General features: G+C 38.5%; 18 protein-coding genes and 1 tRNA gene. 11 read left to right on the top strand and 8 right to left on the bottom strand.

What is annotated here, in order from left to right:
• Positions 1–66: 66 nt before the first annotated feature.
• The gene (locus BLS35_RS17885) at positions 67–864 is read left to right on the top strand and encodes a DUF3575 domain-containing protein (protein ID WP_090783598.1); all 798 of its coding nucleotides are present in this window, start codon (positions 67–69) and stop codon (positions 862–864) included.
• A gap of 68 nt (positions 865–932) precedes the next feature.
• On the opposite strand, the gene BLS35_RS17880 is transcribed toward BLS35_RS17885, so the two are convergent.
• Positions 933–1,919: a D-alanine--D-alanine ligase gene (locus BLS35_RS17880; RefSeq protein ID WP_090783596.1), complete on the bottom strand. Its 987-nt coding sequence runs from the start codon at positions 1,917–1,919 to the stop codon at positions 933–935.
• Between the two features lie 132 nt (positions 1,920–2,051).
• Between BLS35_RS17880 and BLS35_RS17875 the strand changes: the two genes are divergently transcribed.
• From BLS35_RS17875 to BLS35_RS17855, 5 genes are all read left to right on the top strand, one after another.
• A complete protein-coding gene (locus BLS35_RS17875) occupies positions 2,052–2,816 on the top strand; it encodes a PASTA domain-containing protein (RefSeq protein ID WP_090783594.1) in 765 nt (254 codons plus the stop codon).
• A gap of 16 nt (positions 2,817–2,832) precedes the next feature.
• The gene (mltG, locus tag BLS35_RS17870) at positions 2,833–3,885 is read left to right on the top strand and encodes an endolytic transglycosylase MltG (RefSeq protein WP_090783592.1); all 1,053 of its coding nucleotides are present in this window, start codon (positions 2,833–2,835) and stop codon (positions 3,883–3,885) included.
• Entirely contained in the window at positions 3,886–4,293 is a 408-nt protein-coding gene (locus BLS35_RS17865) for an acyl-CoA thioesterase (protein WP_090783590.1), read from the top strand.
• Between the two features lie 9 nt (positions 4,294–4,302).
• Entirely contained in the window at positions 4,303–5,292 is a 990-nt protein-coding gene (locus tag BLS35_RS17860; protein WP_090783588.1) for a YihY/virulence factor BrkB family protein, read from the top strand.
• A 97-nt stretch (positions 5,293–5,389) separates the two neighbouring features.
• Positions 5,390–5,476 (top strand) — tRNA-Ser (locus BLS35_RS17855).
• A 174-nt stretch (positions 5,477–5,650) separates the two neighbouring features.
• On the opposite strand, the gene BLS35_RS27875 is transcribed toward BLS35_RS17855, so the two are convergent.
• Positions 5,651–5,818 (bottom strand): hypothetical protein, encoded by a 168-nt coding sequence (locus tag BLS35_RS27875; protein ID WP_165973375.1) that lies wholly within the window; start codon positions 5,816–5,818, stop codon positions 5,651–5,653.
• 66 nt (positions 5,819–5,884) lie between these two features.
• Between BLS35_RS27875 and BLS35_RS17850 the strand changes: the two genes are divergently transcribed.
• The 5 genes from BLS35_RS17850 to BLS35_RS17830 all read left to right on the top strand — a co-directional run bounded on the left by BLS35_RS17850 (position 5,885) and on the right by BLS35_RS17830 (position 12,119).
• Positions 5,885–7,432: an MFS transporter gene (locus BLS35_RS17850; protein ID WP_090783586.1), complete on the top strand. Its 1,548-nt coding sequence runs from the start codon at positions 5,885–5,887 to the stop codon at positions 7,430–7,432.
• Positions 7,433–7,514: 82 nt separating this feature from the next.
• Positions 7,515–8,903: a dihydrolipoyl dehydrogenase gene (gene lpdA / locus BLS35_RS17845; RefSeq protein WP_254778956.1), complete on the top strand. Its 1,389-nt coding sequence runs from the start codon at positions 7,515–7,517 to the stop codon at positions 8,901–8,903.
• Positions 8,904–8,910: 7 nt separating this feature from the next.
• Positions 8,911–9,879, top strand: a complete 969-nt coding sequence (locus BLS35_RS17840; RefSeq protein WP_090783584.1) for an ATP-binding cassette domain-containing protein — start codon at positions 8,911–8,913, stop codon at positions 9,877–9,879.
• Positions 9,879–11,453 (top strand): ABC transporter permease/substrate-binding protein, encoded by a 1,575-nt coding sequence (locus tag BLS35_RS17835; RefSeq protein WP_090783582.1) that lies wholly within the window; start codon positions 9,879–9,881, stop codon positions 11,451–11,453. The genes BLS35_RS17840 and BLS35_RS17835 overlap by 1 nt, the downstream gene beginning before the upstream one ends.
• A 222-nt stretch (positions 11,454–11,675) precedes the next feature.
• A complete protein-coding gene (locus tag BLS35_RS17830) occupies positions 11,676–12,119 on the top strand; it encodes an SRPBCC family protein (RefSeq protein ID WP_090783580.1) in 444 nt (147 codons plus the stop codon).
• A 268-nt stretch (positions 12,120–12,387) separates the two neighbouring features.
• On the opposite strand, the gene BLS35_RS17825 is transcribed toward BLS35_RS17830, so the two are convergent.
• From BLS35_RS17825 to BLS35_RS17800, 6 genes are all read right to left on the bottom strand, one after another.
• Positions 12,388–12,924 (bottom strand): NADPH-dependent FMN reductase, encoded by a 537-nt coding sequence (locus tag BLS35_RS17825; RefSeq protein ID WP_090783577.1) that lies wholly within the window; start codon positions 12,922–12,924, stop codon positions 12,388–12,390.
• Positions 12,925–12,943: 19 nt separating this feature from the next.
• Complete coding sequence (locus BLS35_RS17820) at positions 12,944–13,744, bottom strand: DUF5694 domain-containing protein (RefSeq protein WP_090783575.1); 801 nt, start codon at positions 13,742–13,744, stop codon at positions 12,944–12,946.
• Positions 13,745–13,894: 150 nt separating this feature from the next.
• Positions 13,895–15,667: a DUF885 domain-containing protein gene (locus tag BLS35_RS17815; protein ID WP_090783573.1), complete on the bottom strand. Its 1,773-nt coding sequence runs from the start codon at positions 15,665–15,667 to the stop codon at positions 13,895–13,897.
• 164 nt (positions 15,668–15,831) lie between these two features.
• Positions 15,832–16,779 (bottom strand): HipA domain-containing protein, encoded by a 948-nt coding sequence (locus BLS35_RS17810; protein ID WP_090783571.1) that lies wholly within the window; start codon positions 16,777–16,779, stop codon positions 15,832–15,834.
• The gene (locus BLS35_RS17805) at positions 16,769–17,104 is read right to left on the bottom strand and encodes a HipA N-terminal domain-containing protein (protein ID WP_090783569.1); all 336 of its coding nucleotides are present in this window, start codon (positions 17,102–17,104) and stop codon (positions 16,769–16,771) included. Before BLS35_RS17805 ends, BLS35_RS17810 begins: the two co-directional genes overlap by 11 nt.
• Positions 17,101–17,319 carry a helix-turn-helix domain-containing protein gene (locus BLS35_RS17800; protein WP_090783567.1) on the bottom strand — a complete coding sequence of 73 codons (219 nt, stop codon included), beginning with the start codon at positions 17,317–17,319 and terminating at the stop codon, positions 17,101–17,103. The genes BLS35_RS17805 and BLS35_RS17800 overlap by 4 nt, the downstream gene beginning before the upstream one ends.
• Positions 17,320–18,020: the final 701 nt, after the last annotated feature.

The raw sequence follows: 18,020 nt of genomic DNA, 5'->3' as shown, positions 1-18,020 counted from the left end.
GGTATTTTTAAAATCACGAACATAACGTAACTTCGCCGATAAAAATTTAAACTAAAACCAATAATTATGCAAACAAGCTTTACTAAAAACCTACTATTACCATCTCTTGTGTTAATTTTATGTTCTCTCGGAACAGTAAATGCACAAGAAAAAAACAAAGCTACGCAAGAAAGCGAAGTTGAAGGCAAGAACCTTGTAAAATGGAATTTTGCAGCCATGGCGCTGAAAAACTATTCGCTCCAATATGAGCGCGCGGTAAGCAAGAAAATATCTGTGGCCTTAGGCGTAAGATTTGCACCAAAATCAGGTGTTCCATTTAAATCGCAATTCGAAAAATTAATCGACGATGAAGATACCTGGAACAGTATCAAAGATTTTAAAACAGGAAACTTTGCGATTACTCCTGAGGTTAGATTCTATATGGGACAAGGTGTTTTCAGAGGCTTCTATTTAGCACCATTTGCCAGATATGCAAAGTATACGGTAGAAGGTCCATATAACTACGATGTAACTGTTAATGTGAGTGGCACTGATGTTACTCAAAAAGGTGTAATCCCACTTAGTGGAGATATCAAAACATTCACTGGAGGTTTGCTTTTGGGCGCACAATGGAAATTAAGCAAATTGGTTTATTTGGATTGGTGGATTATCGGTGCTAGTTATGGTACTTCATCTGGAAGCATTTCAGGTAAAAAGAACATGTCAACTGAAGAACAGCAAGAATTAAGAGAGCAGCTTAAAGATCTTGAAGACCTTCCATTGGTTAAAGTTAAATCTGAAGTGAACAGTGAAGGTGCAAAAGTTGACTTTGATGGTCCTTGGGCAAACCTTAGAGCTGGTTTAAGTATAGGTTTCAGGTTCTAATCGAAATCAGAAAACACATAAAAAAGCCTGGCGCAAATAATTGCGCCAGGCTTTTTTATGTAAACATATTAACCAATCGTTTCTTTGATCAATTTGGTATAAAAATCATTCAATTTCATTCCAGCAGCAGCAACCTGTTGCGGTATAAAACTAGTTGCAGTTTGTCCCGGTATCGTATTGATCTCGATAAAGTAAAAATCACCTTCATCTTCAGTTAGGATAAAATCAATACGCACCACCCCCCTACAGTTCAGCTTTTCATATACTCTTTTGGCAATCTGCTCTACACGCACACGTGTTTCATCTCTGATTAGCGCTGGCGTAGTTTCTGTGGCCACACCCGGCGTATATTTAGCCTCAAAATCAAAAAACTCTTTAGCAGTTTCTACTTCAGTAGCTGGCAAAGCCGTAATCTTTCCATCCAGCTTTACCACACCAATAGTAAACTCACGTCCAGAGATAAACTCTTCGATTAAGACCTGACTATCCTCTTTAAAAGCTTTATCAAGTGCAGCCTGTAAATCATTAGGATGATTAACCTTTGTCATGCCGATACTGCTACCGCCATTATTAGGTTTCACAAAATAAGGAGCCTTAAGGTCTTTTTTCAATTGTTCAAGACTATAGTCGCCACCTTTAAAAATCTGTGCAGATTTAGCAATATGCAACTGATCAATTCCATTCACTATCGCCTTCGTATAGCCCTTATTCATAGTTACGGCCGAAGTCAGCGCATCGCAAGTAGTATAGGGCAAACCAATCATATCAAAATACCCTTGCAATTTACCATCTTCACCTGGTGCACCATGTATGGCTATAAAAACACCATCAAAGGTTATCTTTTTCCCTTTTATGGTCAAAGAGAAGTCGTTCCGATCCACTTCAATTTTCATAGAATCAGCCGGCTCATAAAACCATCCTTGTTGAGTAAGCATAATTTTATACACCTCATACTTATCTGCATCCAGATTTTGGGCGATGGTAGCTGCACTCTTAACAGAAATCACCCATTCTCCGGTAGTTCCCCCGGTTAGCAACGCTATTATTTTCTTCATTTATTTAATATCTATACATGATCTTGTACAACCACAAATATAAATTAGTTGGTCCAGATGTTATTTTAATTCCAATAAAATATTTTTTTAGTCTAAATTTGGCCCCTATACCTTAAATGAAACAATATCAATATGGCCAAATTCATATCTTATTTAAAGACTACCTCTTTTAGAAACAACCTTATTGCCGCTGTGCTTACCGTAGTTGTGCTCTTAATGGCTGCTTTCTTTAGCTTAAGATATTACACCAAACATGGCCAGGGACTAAGTGTACCGACTTTAAAAGGACTCGCTTTTGAGCAAGCAGTTAGTAAACTGGAAGAACTAGGGCTACGTTACGAAGTGGATTCTGTTTACATCATGGATTCCCCTCCGGGTATTGTGGTAGATCAGGACCCAAGTTCAGGCACCTTTGTAAAGGATAACCGTACCATTTACCTCACTATAAATACAGCGCTTGCTCCGGATGCAAAATTCCCGGATATAGAATTCAAATCATTAAGAGAAGCACAAGCCATGTTGGAGAGTTTTGGTTTTAAATTGGGTGATACTACTTTTAAACCTGATATGAGCACAGATGTACTTCAAGCGTCTTTCAAAGGTCGTGTCATTAAAGCTGGAGAAAACTTACCAAAAGGTTCACGTATTGATTTAGTACTTGGCAATGGTCAAGGAGAGGAGGAAAGAGAAATCCCTGTATTACTCGGTTTAACAAAGGATGAAGCGATATTTGCAATTAGAAGTGGTGCTAAACTAAACTTAGGGATTATTACCTATGAGGGTACAATTACTGATTCCGCTACTGCTGTGGTGGTTAAACAAGATCCTTTTGCTACCGACTCATTAATTAAGGTTAAAGCTGGTACCCCAATAAACATCACCCTTTCCAACAAATAATATTTATTTTTAGCATATGACTAACGAAAAGAAAAGCATGAAAACTGGCACTAAAATAATATTGCTTAGTTTATTAGTTGTTTTAGCAGTGGGCGGCTATTTTGGAATAAAATTTTATAAAGTTTTCTTCGCTCCAAATACAACTGGAAAAGAGAAATACCTATATGTAAGAACTGGCAGTAACCTGGATAACTTGTTCGAAGAGCTTCGCCGCAAGGATATTTTAACAGAGATTGGTACTTTTAGTCAGGCAGCCGCCAAAATGGATCTGGCTCGTTCTTTAAAACCTGGACGTTATAAATTAACCAAAGGGATGAACAACCGCAGCATCATTAACATGCTGAAATCAGGAAACCAGGATCCGGTAAAACTTAAGTTTCAAAACCTTAGAAAAAAGGAAAACTTTGCCGGCTACTTAGCCAATAACTTAGAACCTGATTCCTTAACTTTTATGAGTGTATTGGATTCAGCTGCGCTGATAGAGAAATACGGATTTAATCAAGACAACAGCTATGTGATGTTTATTCCTAACACTTACGAGATGTATTGGAATGTGACCGCATTGGAGTTTTTCGACAGGATGCATACCGAATATGAGAAGTTTTGGAATGCCGAACGTAAGCAAAAAGCTGCCGCGCTAAACCTTACGCCTATACAAGTTTCGATATTGGCCTCTATTGTGGATGCTGAAGCCTTATACGACAAAGAAATGCCAATCATCGCAGGTTTATACTTAAACCGATTGAATAAAGGAATCTTGCTTCAGGCCGATCCTACTGTGATTTATGCCAACAATGATTTCACGGTAAAACGCGTTACCAACTCCTTGTTACAGGTACAGTCAAAATACAACACTTATAAATATGCAGGTTTGCCTCCGGGTCCTATCATGATGCCTAGTATCAATGCTATTGATGCTGTATTAAACAGGGAGAAAAACAATTACATCTACATGTGCGCCAAAGAAGATTTTTCAGGTTACCACAATTTTGCTGTAACTGTGCAAGAGCATGAGCTAAACGCAAAGAAATACAGAGAAGCTTTAAACAAAAGAAACATTTTCAAATAGATGTATACACATAGTACGAAGATTAGGGTGCGGTATGGTGAAACAGACCAGATGGGATATGTTTACTATGGTAATTATGCTGAATATTACGAGGTGGCAAGGGTAGAAATGCTAAGAAGCCTAGGTATGGATTATGCTTCAATGGAAAGCAGCGGGGTGATGATGCCCGTGTTGGAACTGAACTGCAAATACATCAAACCTGCCCTTTATGATCAGGAAATAACGATTAAAACGACTATTCAAGATCTGCCCGGTGTTCGGATTCATTTCAAGTATGAATTGTTTAACCAGGCCGAAGAGCTGATTAACATTGGCACAACTACGCTTGTTTTTGTGGATATGGCCAGGAATAAACCTTGCTCCCCTCCAGAAAATTTTATGGAGAAGTTAAAGGTATTTTTTAACTAAATTTGGTGGATGGAGTGGGTTCATAAGCAGCTGTTAAAAATCAAATATTACGCTTTATTCATAGACTGGACCAAGGTTTGTGTGCTCCCAGGATTCAGTCCACTTCCCCTTTATACTGTTGCAACTTTCTTTTTCAAAGAGATTGGTAAAGATTCCTTAATCAATAAAGCTTCATCACTGGCTTATAATTTCATGCTGGCCCTTTTTCCGGCCATCATCTTCTTATTTACGCTAATTCCTTTTATACCGAAACGTATCGGCTTCCAGGAGCAACTTATGGAGTTTATCCAGCTCATCTTACCGGGCGACGCTTATAAAGCCTTTGGGACGACCTTAAATGAGATCGTGAACAAGCAAAACGGAGGATTGTTATCCTTTGGTTTCCTCCTGTCCCTATTTTTTGCCACAAATGGGGTGCATAGCCTAATGATGGCTTTTAATAAATCATCTCTTATCATTGAAACCCGTAGCTGGGTAAAGCAAAGACTTATTGCGATTGTATTGACGGTGATTATTGCCTTGTCTGTGATCATCTGCATTACGGCAATGTTTATTGGCGAGTATGCCTTAAATTATATCGATACCCAATTGGACTTAAAGGGCAACTTCATTGCTTACCTCATTCAATTGACAAGGTGGTCTTTATTGGGCGTATTGTATTTTGTAACCATCTCAATTTTGTATAGGTACGGCCCTGCGCATGCAAAGAAATGGCGCTTTTTTAGTGCAGGTTCCTGGTTGGCAACGATCCTGGCCTTTTTAACTATTCTGGGCTTTTCTTTTTACATCAACAACTTCAGTTCTTACAATAAAGTTTATGGTTCCATCAGTGTATTGATTGTCCTGATGATCTGGCTTTATTTAAATTCCTTGATACTTTTGATCGGCTTTGAGCTGAATGCAAGCGTAGATCTGTCGAAACGCAGTGTAAAAATCATTAAGCCTAACTTCAATATGTTCAAAAAACCGGCTCAAAACACCCATAATTCGGAAGAATAGAAAAATTTTCTGACTCATTTTTAAGCCATTAACAAATTATCGTTAAAATAATATTGCCTTAGTTTGCAAAATCAAGGGGTATTCGTACTTTTGTCGCGGAGAGTTGGCAGAGTGGTCGATTGCGGCAGTCTTGAAAACTGTTGACTTGTCAAAGGGTCCGCGGGTTCGAATCCCCCACTCTCCGCACAATGGTCATCAAAACCATATAAAAAGCCTGAAATCGTAAGATCTCAGGCTTTTTGCATTCTAAAGGTTTACAATTTTCGCATGAATTCCGGATCATAATCCACACAAATCTCCAATCGAAGCCATTCAGCCCCGCTTTTTTCAATACCTTATTAGCCGTTCGTTGTTTTTCTCAATTTGTCTCTGCTATTTCCTTCAACATTTTTAAAATAGAATTGCCTTCTCCTTGTACTTCTGCATGTACAGCATTTGGTCTGTTGTCTTCTTGTATGATTTCTAGATCCGTCTTTCCATTTTGTTCTATTAAAGTGTAAACCAACAGCGTGATCCCCCTATTCAAAACCAAAGGTATGATTTCACTGTTATCTAATGGGTTCGCTCAATAGTCTGACAAAAATTCACATCTATGACTACCGTTGCCTTAAATAGTTGGGAAGGAAAATGCGTAATGATAACCACCATCATGGCATCAGCCATGACCTTTATCGATGGCACAGCCCTCAATGTAGTATTACCCTCTTTACAAAAAAGCCTTCATGCTACCGGTGCGTCCGTTTTTTGGATTTTGAACGCTTACATGTTGGTACTTGCTTCGTTGATATTGATAGGAGGCTCGTTAGGCGACAAGCTGGGGCGTAAGAAAGTGTTTATGTGGGGGATACTTATTTTTATTATCGGGTCTGGGCTCTGCGGACTTGTTACGAACGTGATGCAGCTAATCATTTTCAGAATTGTACAAGGAATTGGTGGTGCATTGATGATACCCGGCAGTCTTTCGCTCATTTCTTCTTCCATCAACGAAAAAGAAAGAGGCAAGGCCATAGGCACCTGGTCCTCTGTAACCACTATGGTCACACTTGGCGGACCTATTCTGGGAGGAGCTTTGGGCGATGCAGGCTTGTGGCGTTATATCTTTTTTATCAATATACCGATTGGATTATTTGCACTCTTTTTTTTAAACCGATACGTTAAAGAAATAAAGGACGAAACAAGCAACAGATCGCTAGATATAGCCGGTGCGCTTTCCTTGGCCATGGGCTTAGCATTATTGACATTTGGTTTCTTGCGAGCACCCGCCATTGGCTTTTATAATTGGGAAATCTGGACATCCTTATCCACCGGTCTGTTGCTTTTGTTCGCGTTTTTTTTCATCGAAAAAAAAAGCATGTATCCCATGATGCCGCTTTGGCTTTTTAAGAATATGACCTTTACCGGGACTAATCTGCTCACATTTTTCCTCTATGCTGGCCTTGGAGGGGCAATGTTGTTTATTGGATTGAATCTTGTGCAGGTACAGGGTTATAGCCAATTGCAATCCGGACTCGCTTTCTTGCCATTTACTATTTTAATGATTATGCTGGCCCGTTATGCCGGTACCCTTTCTGATAAATACGGGCCGAGATTTTTTTTGATCATCGGTCCAACGATTGCCGGGATAGGGTTATCGCTTTTGTCGTTTGTACATCAAACACAAGGCCCAAAGGATTATTGGATCAGTTTTTTTCCTGGCATCCTGGTATTCGGTTTTGGCATGTCTATTACTGTTGCGCCACTCACAGCTACAATAATGGGCTCGGTAAGCGATCGTTATTCTGGCACAGCTTCAGGCGTGAATAATGCCATTTCTCGCATATCCAGTGTTTTCGCCAATGCCATTTTTGGGGCATTGGCCGTTTTACTTTTTACGAGACACCTAAAAGACAATTTAACAACCTTGAATTTAGATGAAAGAAGCAAACAAGAAGTGATGGCGCAATCGGTTAACTTAGGTAATGCAACTGCGCCCAAAAATCTGTCTTTCGAAATGGCTGCTTTGATTCAAAAGCAGTATCACGAAGGTTTTATCGATTCCTATGTGCATGTCATGCTATTTTCCGCAATCCTCTGCTTTTTAGGGGCATTGATGTCGCTCGGATTTGTAAAAAAAAACGCGCTAAAAAATATAGCCTCATAAAATACTGTTAGTCTCGATCCTACCAATCTACACAAAAAAGAGTTATATTGATTAAGAGAAGCTTTTACTAAAAATCACTAGAATGATTCAGAAATTTGATGCTATAATAATTGGCACCGGGCAGGCCGGAAAGCCACTTGCACAAAGACTTGCTGCTGAGGGTTGGCAAGTGGCGATTATTGAAAAAGAATTCGTTGGCGGAACGTGTATCAACAACGGCTGTACCCCTACTAAAGCCATGGTCTCTTCAGCAAAAATGGCTTTTCAGGCTCGGAGATCAAATGAATATGGCATAAACACAAATAATATTATTGTTAATCTGGCCGCAGTAGTTGAAAGAAAAGATACAATAATTAAAAATGCTCGGAAAAGCATTGAAAAAGGATTTGCAAATTCCCAGAATATTCAATTGATCTATGGGAAAGCTACATTTTCCGAAAATAAAACACTAACCATTGAGCTTTCTTCGGGAGGTACTCAAACTATTACCGCAACATATATTTTTATTAACACAGGCGCAAGACCGAGCATACCAGATACGCCGGGCCTATCCACAATTCCATTTCTCACTTCTACATCAATTATGAAGTTGGATAAAGTGCCAGAACATCTTGTCATCATTGGAGGAAGCTATATCGCTCTGGAATTCGGCCAGATGTTTGCTCGTTTCGGGAGTAAGGTTACCATATTAGAACGTTCTGATCGTATTCTACAAAAAGAAGATGATGATATCTCCGAAGAGATTTCGAAAATATTACGCCAGGAAGGAATTGAGATACTCACAGGCACAACCGTAAAATCAGTTGCGCTTTTAGCTGACCAAGCTATTTCTATTACGGTGTCCACCAGCGCAAAGGAAGAAACAATAATTGCTTCTCAATTACTAATTGCCACTGGCCGAATGCCAAATACCGACGAGCTGAATCTTGAAAAGACTGGTGTCCAAATTGATGAAAAAGGGTACATCAAAACCAATTCGAAGTTAGAAACAAATATAGCGCATATTTATGCTTTGGGTGACGTAAAGCCAGGGCCTGCATTCACACATGTTTCTTATAATGATTTTGTGATAGTGGCAACCAATCTGTTGGAAAATGGCAACATGACGATTGATAAAAGACAAATACCCTATTGTGTCTTTATTGACCCCGAATTTGCTCGTGTGGGCCTAAATGAAAATGAAGCAAAAAGAGCTGGACTCAATTACCAGGTATTCAAATTGCCCATGAATTATGTTGCGAGGGCGATTGAGGCGGGGGAAACTAAAGGCTTTATGAAGGCAATTGTGGATATGGATACAAAGGAGATTCTTGGCGTGTCAATTCTAGGATTTGGAGGCGGCGAGATCATGAGCCTGTTACAGATGTGTATGCTTGGGGGAATTACAGTAGATCTCTTGAAATCCCAGATTTTTGCACACCCAACCTATGCTGAAGCAGTTAATAATCTTTTTATGAAAATTAGCAAGTAACACCCTAATGATAAAGGTCGCCAACATCAGCAAGAGTTTTGGAAAAAATATTGCCGTCAATAACATTTCTTTTGAAATAAAGGAAGGAGAAAACTTTATTTTATTGGGCACAAGTGGATCAGGCAAAACAACGATGCTAAGAATGATCAATAGGCTCATTAGCCCATCCTCAGGAACTATCCATCTGAACCATAAAAATGTACTGGACATCCCGGTTGAAAAGCTGAGAAGGGAAATCGGATATGTTTTACAAAGAAATAGTTTATTTCCACACTATACAGTAGCCGAAAACATTGCTGTTGTTCCAAAATTATTGCATTGGGATAAAAAAAAGATTGAAGAAAAGACCGTTGCACTTTTGCATAAATTTCGGTTGCCCAAAGAGCGACTTTCCTCCTATCCAAATGAATTAAGTGGTGGTGAAGCCCAACGCGTAAATCTTGCCCGTGCAATTATTGCTAACCCCGCAGTTCTTTTGATGGATGAACCTTTTGGCGCACTCGATCCTGTTACCCGCATTTCAATAAGAAAAGAGTTTAGTGAACTGGAAGAATTTAAAAAAAAAACCATTCTTATGGTAACTCACGATGTGCAGGAAGCTTTTGAATTAGCCGACAGGATTTGTTTAATTGATAAGGGTAAAATCATGCAGGTTGGTACGCCAAAGGAATTACTTTTTCGACCTGCTAACGACTTTGTGCAACAGTTTTTTGAGCAAACGCATTTTCAGTTGAGTGTGACTACTACTTTTTTAAATGATATATGGTCATATGTAAACGCAAATGAGCCGAATAACTCCAATATTAAACTTGATTTTGCGCCCGAAACCAGTCTTTGGAAAGTAATTGAAGTGCTAACCCTAAACAAGAAAAATGATACACAGGTTAATGTTCAATTAAAAAATGATGACCAAAACAAGCGCGCTACGCTAGAAGAATTAATGAATGCATTTGTCCAATATAAAAATAATTTCTGATGGAGGATACACAAACATTAGGACAATTCATTCTTGCACATTCAGATAAGTTGTTAGAGCAAACGCTACAGCATATCAGTCTTACTTTTTTATCCTTATTTATTTCCGTTCTGATTGGTCTGCCTCTTGGTGTATTTATTTCCCGAAAAAAAATATTTGCAAAACCAGTCTTAGGTTTCGCCGGTATATTACAAACAATTCCAAGTATTGCACTATTAGGATTTATGATACCACTCTTAGGTATAGGGCCCAAATCAGCAATTATAGCTTTATTATTATATGCATTATTACCCATCATAAGAAATACGTTTACGGGGATAAATGGTGTGAGTGAAGAGATAACTGAAGCAGCAAAAGGATTAGGAATGACCAATATGCAGGTATTATTCAAAGTAGAATTACCGCTGGCTATGCCGGTAATATTTGCCGGCATTCGTACCGCAACAGTTATTAATGTGGGTGTAGCTACACTTGCTGCATACATAGCGGCAGGAGGTTTGGGCGAATTTATCTTTGGTGGAATAGCATTGAATAACAGTAATATGATTTTAGCTGGGGCAATACCGGCTGCCTTGTTGGCGATAGCTTTTGATTTTTTATTGGGAAAAATTCAAAAGGTTAATTTTAGAAAGTTTCGTGTCGCCCACTTCTCATTTTTTTTACTCCCCCTCCTGCTTTCCTCATTTTATACTATTCCCAATAGCTACAATACTGGGTTACAGGCTGGATTTACTCCTGAATTTATTGGAAGAGCAGATGGATACCCAGGCCTTAAAAACAAATATGGGCTCAACATTCGCAACGTGGTCATAAGTGACGCTGTAATGTATAAAGCCACCTATGAGAAGGAACTTGATGTGATTAGCGGCTATAGTACGGACGGACGATTAAAAGCCTTTGATTTAACCACACTTATTGATGACAAAAATGTTTTTCCGCCCTATTATGCTGCACCTGTAATCAGAAATGAAACGCTTTTAAAATACCCCGAACTCGAAAATGTACTTGAACTTTTATCAAACCGTATTTCTGATTCGGTGATGACGGATCTTAATTACAAAGCGGACTATCTGCATCAGGATCCCGAAAAAATTGCCAAAGATTTCCTACTGGCCAATCTGCTATGGCGTGAACCACGCAATGGTAAAAAAGGAACGATACGAATCGGATCAAAGATTTTCGCCGAACAATACATTTTAAGCAACATGTATGCGATGCTGATTAAAGGATACACAGATCTTAATGTAGCTACAAAAACGGGCTTGGGTGGAACAAACATTGTTTTTGAAGCATTGATCAACGACCAGATTGATATGTATCCCGAATATACCGGCACAGGTTTATTAGTGATACTTAAACCAAAAGAGAAAATTATTGACAGCTTAATTACTTCAAGGGAAAAAGTGTTTGATTTTGTTTCAAAGTCTTTCAAAGACCGATACAACCTGAAATGGCTTTCTCCGATAGGCTTTAACAACACCTATGCACTAATGATGCGAAGAACACAAGCTAGACAGCTGCATATAAATAGCATTACAGATTTGGTGGGCTATTTAAAAAATGAAAGAAAATGAGCATCGGTCATAATAGGGCATCATACAGCACTTCTACTGGGTGTAAGGATAATTGATCAATTAAGTTATATGCTTATGGATACAACGAATTTCTAATATTTTATCGGGTAACACAATATCTAGCCGTAAATAGCGTCTATATATGTGAGAGCGTTAATTTAGATGAAGCGGGAGTGGTCGGAGATCATTCCCGCTTTCTTATTATTTTGAGATTTCAATATTATGCCCAATACCAATAAGCCATATAGTAAAAACATAATCATCAATAGCAACCCTTCTGAAGTCTGGAAAGCACTGACCGATCCAAAACTCATGCAACAATGGATGTCAGAATCTCCTATAGAAATCCATACAGACTGGACAATCGGAAGCCCTATGATCATCCGTGGCATACTCTCCCAGACACCATTCGAAAACAAAGGCGAAGTCCTTCAATTCAACCCCGAGAAACTCCTGGCCTATAGCCATTTAAGCTCGCTATCAAACTTACCCGAAGAAAGTGAAAATTATACGATCATTGAATTCCAGCTCAGTTCCATTGAAAAAGGCACAAGCTTAACCATTCATCTGCGCAGCTTTCCCACAGAGATCATCTATAAACATCTGGTCTTTTACTGGAACACTACCCTGGAAATCCTGAGAAAATTCCTCGAGCAAAGTCATTAAAACAAATTGCCACCCAAATATTTGTAGAGCGTATGTTATTTTTTTAAAGAGATTTCAAATCGGTTGGAATAATTCCCTCAACAATAGAGCCAATGTACCTCACATGGAAACTGAATCCCATAAAGAAGGACCAAATGAACCTATTTCTGTATTATTGTGCGAACTATTTTGACCAAAGATATACCCCTAAATTACTATGATAACATATAAACCAGATATTTTTTTGTAAATTTAATATACCTGAGTGATTCGCTGAGTAAGAAGATCATTACGGCTTTGCTAGCTGGATTTTGAAGTTTTCGATTTTTGCATTCAATTCAGTCAATGATTCCTGATTTATAACGCCATTATGGACATCAAAATTCTCATAAAACTTCGGCAATGAAAAGACTTCTTTAATATCAGCTCCAAATTGTGGAAAAAACTTCGACGCTTCAGCCATTACATTTCCACCGCCAAACCCACCTGGAGAAGTAGTCATCAGAAACATCGGTTTGTTCTGGAAAACTTTTACATTAATCCGGGAAGCCCAGTCGAAAGTATTTTTGAATGCTACACTATAAGAGCGATTGTTTTCTGCTAGTGAACATATGATCATATCACAATCCTCGATATTTTTCAAAAATAAGTGTGCCGCTTCCGGGAATCCATTTTTTTCCAGATCTACAGAAAAAACAGGCATTGCATAATCGTTAAGGTCAATCAAATTAATTTCATTCCCTTCAAAACTTTTCAATACAAATTTTACCAGTTGTTTGTTAATAGAGGTAGAAGAATTACTTCCTGCAAATGCGAATATTTTCATTTTTAATATATTTATGATATTATTTCAATACGTTCTTAAGTTCCACAACATCAAAGTTATCATTGTTTTCTAAAAGATGTTTTAATATTGGAATGTGTCCTTGCCCAAAAATTAAAACAACATATTTGTCCGAAGGTTCAACTTGATTTACAATGTTTGAATAAATAGCAAGATTTCTTAAATACCAATCTGATACATATTCTGCTCCAGCAAAATTTTTACCAGCTCCAACCTTTGCCATAAACTTTAGATAAAGTGATAAATTTTTCTTTAATTCCTCGGGTTTATTTATGTGTTTTAAAACTTCGGTTATTGTGCCTTTTTTCAATTGATTATCATAATCATTTTTCATTAAATTGGCCTCGGTCCCTAAATCTTTCAGCAAAAAAAGTTGATTATTTTCTTTTGCAGTCGCAGCCAATAAGCTATCGTGCGACATTCCATAAAATTTGTCAACACAATTTACATGATTTAATTTTAATTTTTTAGCTAGCCTAAAGCCAATTTGTTCTCTTTCCGTAACTGGAAGTTTATAATGATCTGTTAAATATGAACTATACAAACTGTCGCTGGAACGTTGCTTGTCAACTGATCTTTCAATCATTACTTTGGTCGCTTTTGTTTGAGATAGTGCATTAGTTAAGTCTTCTAATTCACTTTGTCGCTTAGCACTTAAAAAATCGTCCGTTTTTAATTCAAATGTATCTGTATGTGGGGTTTCAAAATGAACGGTTCCAATTAATAAAATTTTTGTTTTCTGAGCCTGTCCGAATGCTGTAAGCCCAAAAGTTAAAGCGAAAATTAGCGTTAATATTTTCATATATTTTGTTTTGGTTGTTACTTTTATGTCTCTGCGGTAATAATAGCCGCTAATTTAGTTATTCCAGCCGTAAAATGGCATCAGTAAAATTTTTTAAGGATACTTTGAATTATAAGTTAATTTTTGAAGCTAAAAATAGAGATATTTTTACTACAATTCTTTAGCCCAGGCATCCATTTTACTTTCAAATACACTTAAAGGCAACGAACCATCTTTAAGCACCTGATTATGGAATTCAGCCAGGTCAAATTTGCTACCTAGCTCCTTTTCATATCTAGTACGCAACTCACGGATTTTCATTGCACCAATCTTGTAGCCTAAAGCCTGTGCAGGCATCCCCATATACCGCTCAATTTCTGCAGTTGCCCCCTGCTCATTAATGGCTTCATTGTCCATCATATATTTAATGGCCTGCTCCCTGCTCATATTCTTGGTATGAATGGCCACATCAACCACTAAACGAATGGCACGATGCATTTCATCACCCAATGCACCCATATGCTGATAAGGATCTGCATACAAGCCTAGTTCCTTACCCAGAGACTCACAATATAGCGCCCAGCCTTCTACATAGGCATTGTGTAGGCCAAATCTTCGGAATTTTGGTAAACTGGTATTTTCCTGGGTCAAAGAGATTTGATAGTGATGCCCCGGAATAGCCTCATGCAGAAACAAAGATTCCATTCCGGAAGTAATGTTAAACTTAGTAGCGTCAAGAATAGGCACGTAAAAAATACCTGGTCTTTTCCCATCTGCAGAGCCCTGAACGTATTCGGCACTAGCAGATGCTGCCCTAAAAGCTTCGGTCTGTCTGATTTCAAAAGGCGTTTTAGGAACATGGTTAAACATCTTTTTCAGGTTTGGTTCCATACGCTTATGGATGTCCTCAAAAGCATCCAATACTTGTTTAGGCGTTTTATAAGGTGTGAATTTAGGATCATTCCGCATATACGCAAAGAACGCATGTAGATCGCCCTTGAAACCAACTTTATTCTTGATGCTATCCATTTGATTTTTGATCCGCGCCACTTCTTTCAAGCCGGTCTGGTAAATTTCTTCCGGTGATTTAGTGGTGGTAGTTTGTTGTCCAACCAGGTAAACATACATGGCTTTACCATCTGGCAAAGCAGAAAAACCAGAGCTTGTTCTCGCTTTTGGCAGATAATCGTTCTTTAAAAAATCACCCATTTTTTTATAAGAAGGGATGATTTCGTTTAAGATAGCTTTACTATATAATTCGGTAAATCGTTTTTTATCTTCCGCTGAAAAGTCTTTTGGAAAGTTGGTAATAGGGTCATAAAAAAGACTTTTTTTCGGATCGGTTACCACCATACTGTACATCTGTGGGTACATTTTAACAACCAGTGCGCTTGGGAGTATGATTCCTGCTTGTATTCCCTTTTTAAAGTTACCAATGGCAGTATCGGCCCATACAGAAAATGCAGATACGCGTTTTAGCCAGTTGTCATAATCTTTAACCGTTTTAAAAGGTTGGGCGCCGGTACCAGATCCAAGTTGCCCAAAAGTCAGCGGTAAAGAAACCATCTGGTTAAATGGCAAATATTCGAAATGATATTTCAAGCCATTCAAACTAACCTGTAACTCGTCTTTTAAAACATCATAGGAAAGCCTGTCATTTTCGTTAAGTTTTTCAGGATCATACCCTTTCAAACTATCGAGATATTTGGTATAATAATCTTTAGTTTCCTGAATAAACTGGACAGAGCCATCGTTAGGCAGGAGATCATTATATCTGTCATCGCCCGCGTAAGTAGCGTTTAGGGGAAATAACTTCAAACCTTCTTCATAATATTGGTCGCAAAGCTTGGAGAAATTCTTGTTCTCCTGTCCATTTCCAGCGTCTTTTTGTTTACAGGCAGCAAATGCAGCTATACCTATCAGGAAGTAGATAATTTTTTTCATTTATAAAAATAACAATATTTTATCGGGTCAGACAATGTCTAGCCATAAATAGCGTCTTTTGATTCATCTATGGACTCAGGTTATTTGCAGGTAGCAAATCCTAGTAAACAAAAAGCCTGGGATCTTGCGATTCCAGGCACAATGGATGTTGTGGCTTTTGTAATTTATAACAGCCCCAATTGCCTGTAACGGGAGTCCAGAATAGAAAGATATTCTTCCTTTGCCTCATTGGACAAAAATGACTTGCTTATCCAGTCAAATGCTATATCCCGATTTTTTCGTAGGCGATTGTAGGCCCGGTCCCGTTGTCTGATTGTCAAAGCCAATCGCTCAGCAAGATCGTCAAATTGGGGGCGGCCAATCTTTCTTTTTTTAGCTCCCAGAGTCAGTGCCAACTCCTCCTTATCGGCAGGGTTAGCCAGCGTTACATTTAATAGATCATACGCGGGAGATAATATCCAACCCTGGGGAGATAGGATCATGGAAAAATTTTTCAGATGCATATCGCTGTTTCCCGATACAAAAGAGAAAAGTGCAAGCTCAAAGTAATACAATTTATCAAGTTGTGTATTTACAGAATGGTCGCCGATAGCCTTACCGACCTTTTCCATAGAACTCTTGTATTTATCTACTGCTTCCAGGATCTGGAACATATCCAACATGTGGATCTTTTCTCCTTCTTTAGTACGGTCGATCCTTTTTGTAATGTAGCCAAGCTCACCTGAAGCTAGCCGGATCAGCGATGACATCACTACCGGTATACCGAATTCTTCTGCTATCCTCATGGTTACATGTTCATTTTCAGGCATCCACTTATAATGAATAGAAGGAGGTTTGAATATATAGTTCCCCCCCAATGCACCAACAACGGTAAGTCTTGAAACACTCCCCTGATCCAAACTCTTTTTGACCAGTGTAAGTGATAACTTAGGTTGTACACCAGGAATCGCCACGCTACCCTCAACGACATCTTTTGCAAGCCTGTCCATATCCTTTAGAGAATACTCCATCAGTGGAGGAACCTTAGTTCCAAAGAATTCAAGACTACACTTTTCATGGTAGTCCACTTCATCCTTCAGTTCGTTATAACAATATAAACATTTACGATTCATCTTCTTGATTAACAGGCTCAACACTTACCGCCCCAATGCAATTCCCGCAACAGGCCAGAACCAATCCCATGCGGTCATTCGGGTTCAGCTTCCAGTTTTTAGTGGCTATATCAAGCAACCATCCCTCAGGGATTAAACCCTCAAAAAAAGGAAAAAGTCTGTTCGAGACATATTTCTCTTTTCTTACCGGTAAAGAAAAAGTAATAAACTGATCTGGGTAAGCTAAGATATAAGACTCATCATACTCAAATTCGTATTCACCCTCATCAGTTTCAGTCAACTCACCAGCAAGCTTATTGTTATACCATACCAAGCCTTTTCTCATGATGCCTCCATTTCTATTTCCCTTGTACTAACTGGCGCAAGTATGCTCCCGAACATCAGCAAAACCTGATTCACACTGGAAAGGTTCAATGTTTCTTTTCCCTGTTCAATTTTACGGATCACCGTGAGCGCTACACCGGCCCGTTCAGCAAACTCCTCCTGGGTCAATCCAGCAAGCTTTCTTTTTTCTTTTACAAATGACGCTAATCCTTTCATTATATGCATTTACATCTAATTAGATAAATATAGCAAAATTATATGCAAATAAATATAAAAAATATGATATACAAATAATTATATGCATATAGATATAATATAAACATATAGGCCAGAGTTATATGCTTACGGATATAACGAATTTCTAATTATTTTATCAGGTAACACAATATCTAGCCACAAATAGCGTCTATATATGTGAGAGCGTTAATTTAGATGAAGCGGGAGTGGTCGGAGATCATTCCCGCTTTCTTATTATTTTGAGATTTTATTATGCCCAATACCAATAAGCCATATAGTAAAAATATAATCATCAATAGCAACTCATCTGAAGTCTGGAAAGCCTGGAGCAAAGCCATTAAAACAAATTGCCACCCAAATATTTGTAGAGTACTTGCCCCAAAATTTAATACAAAACATATTTAAACATCTACCTCAATACAACTAGGCAAAATATTTTTTTCAGATTTTCAGCGGCGCTTTCGCAGCCCGGATAGCACTCACTAATATGGCTTTACTGCGGCCCCTCTGGTAGTCATCTTGCAATTGGCTTTTTACCGAACAAAGACGAACGAGAGACGAACCAGGTCCGAGGCAATAACGACTATGTAAAGAGCCACGATACAGAGATCCTGCAAGCCTGAAAACGTTCTGAAAATAATCTGATTTTTTATCGCGGCATGTTTTTACCGCTCGGAGCC

This window comes from Pedobacter sp. ok626, assembly GCF_900100435.1.
In the GTDB taxonomy this organism is placed as follows: domain Bacteria; phylum Bacteroidota; class Bacteroidia; order Sphingobacteriales; family Sphingobacteriaceae; genus Pedobacter.
This window is presented reverse-complemented; position numbering and strand designations above follow the sequence as displayed.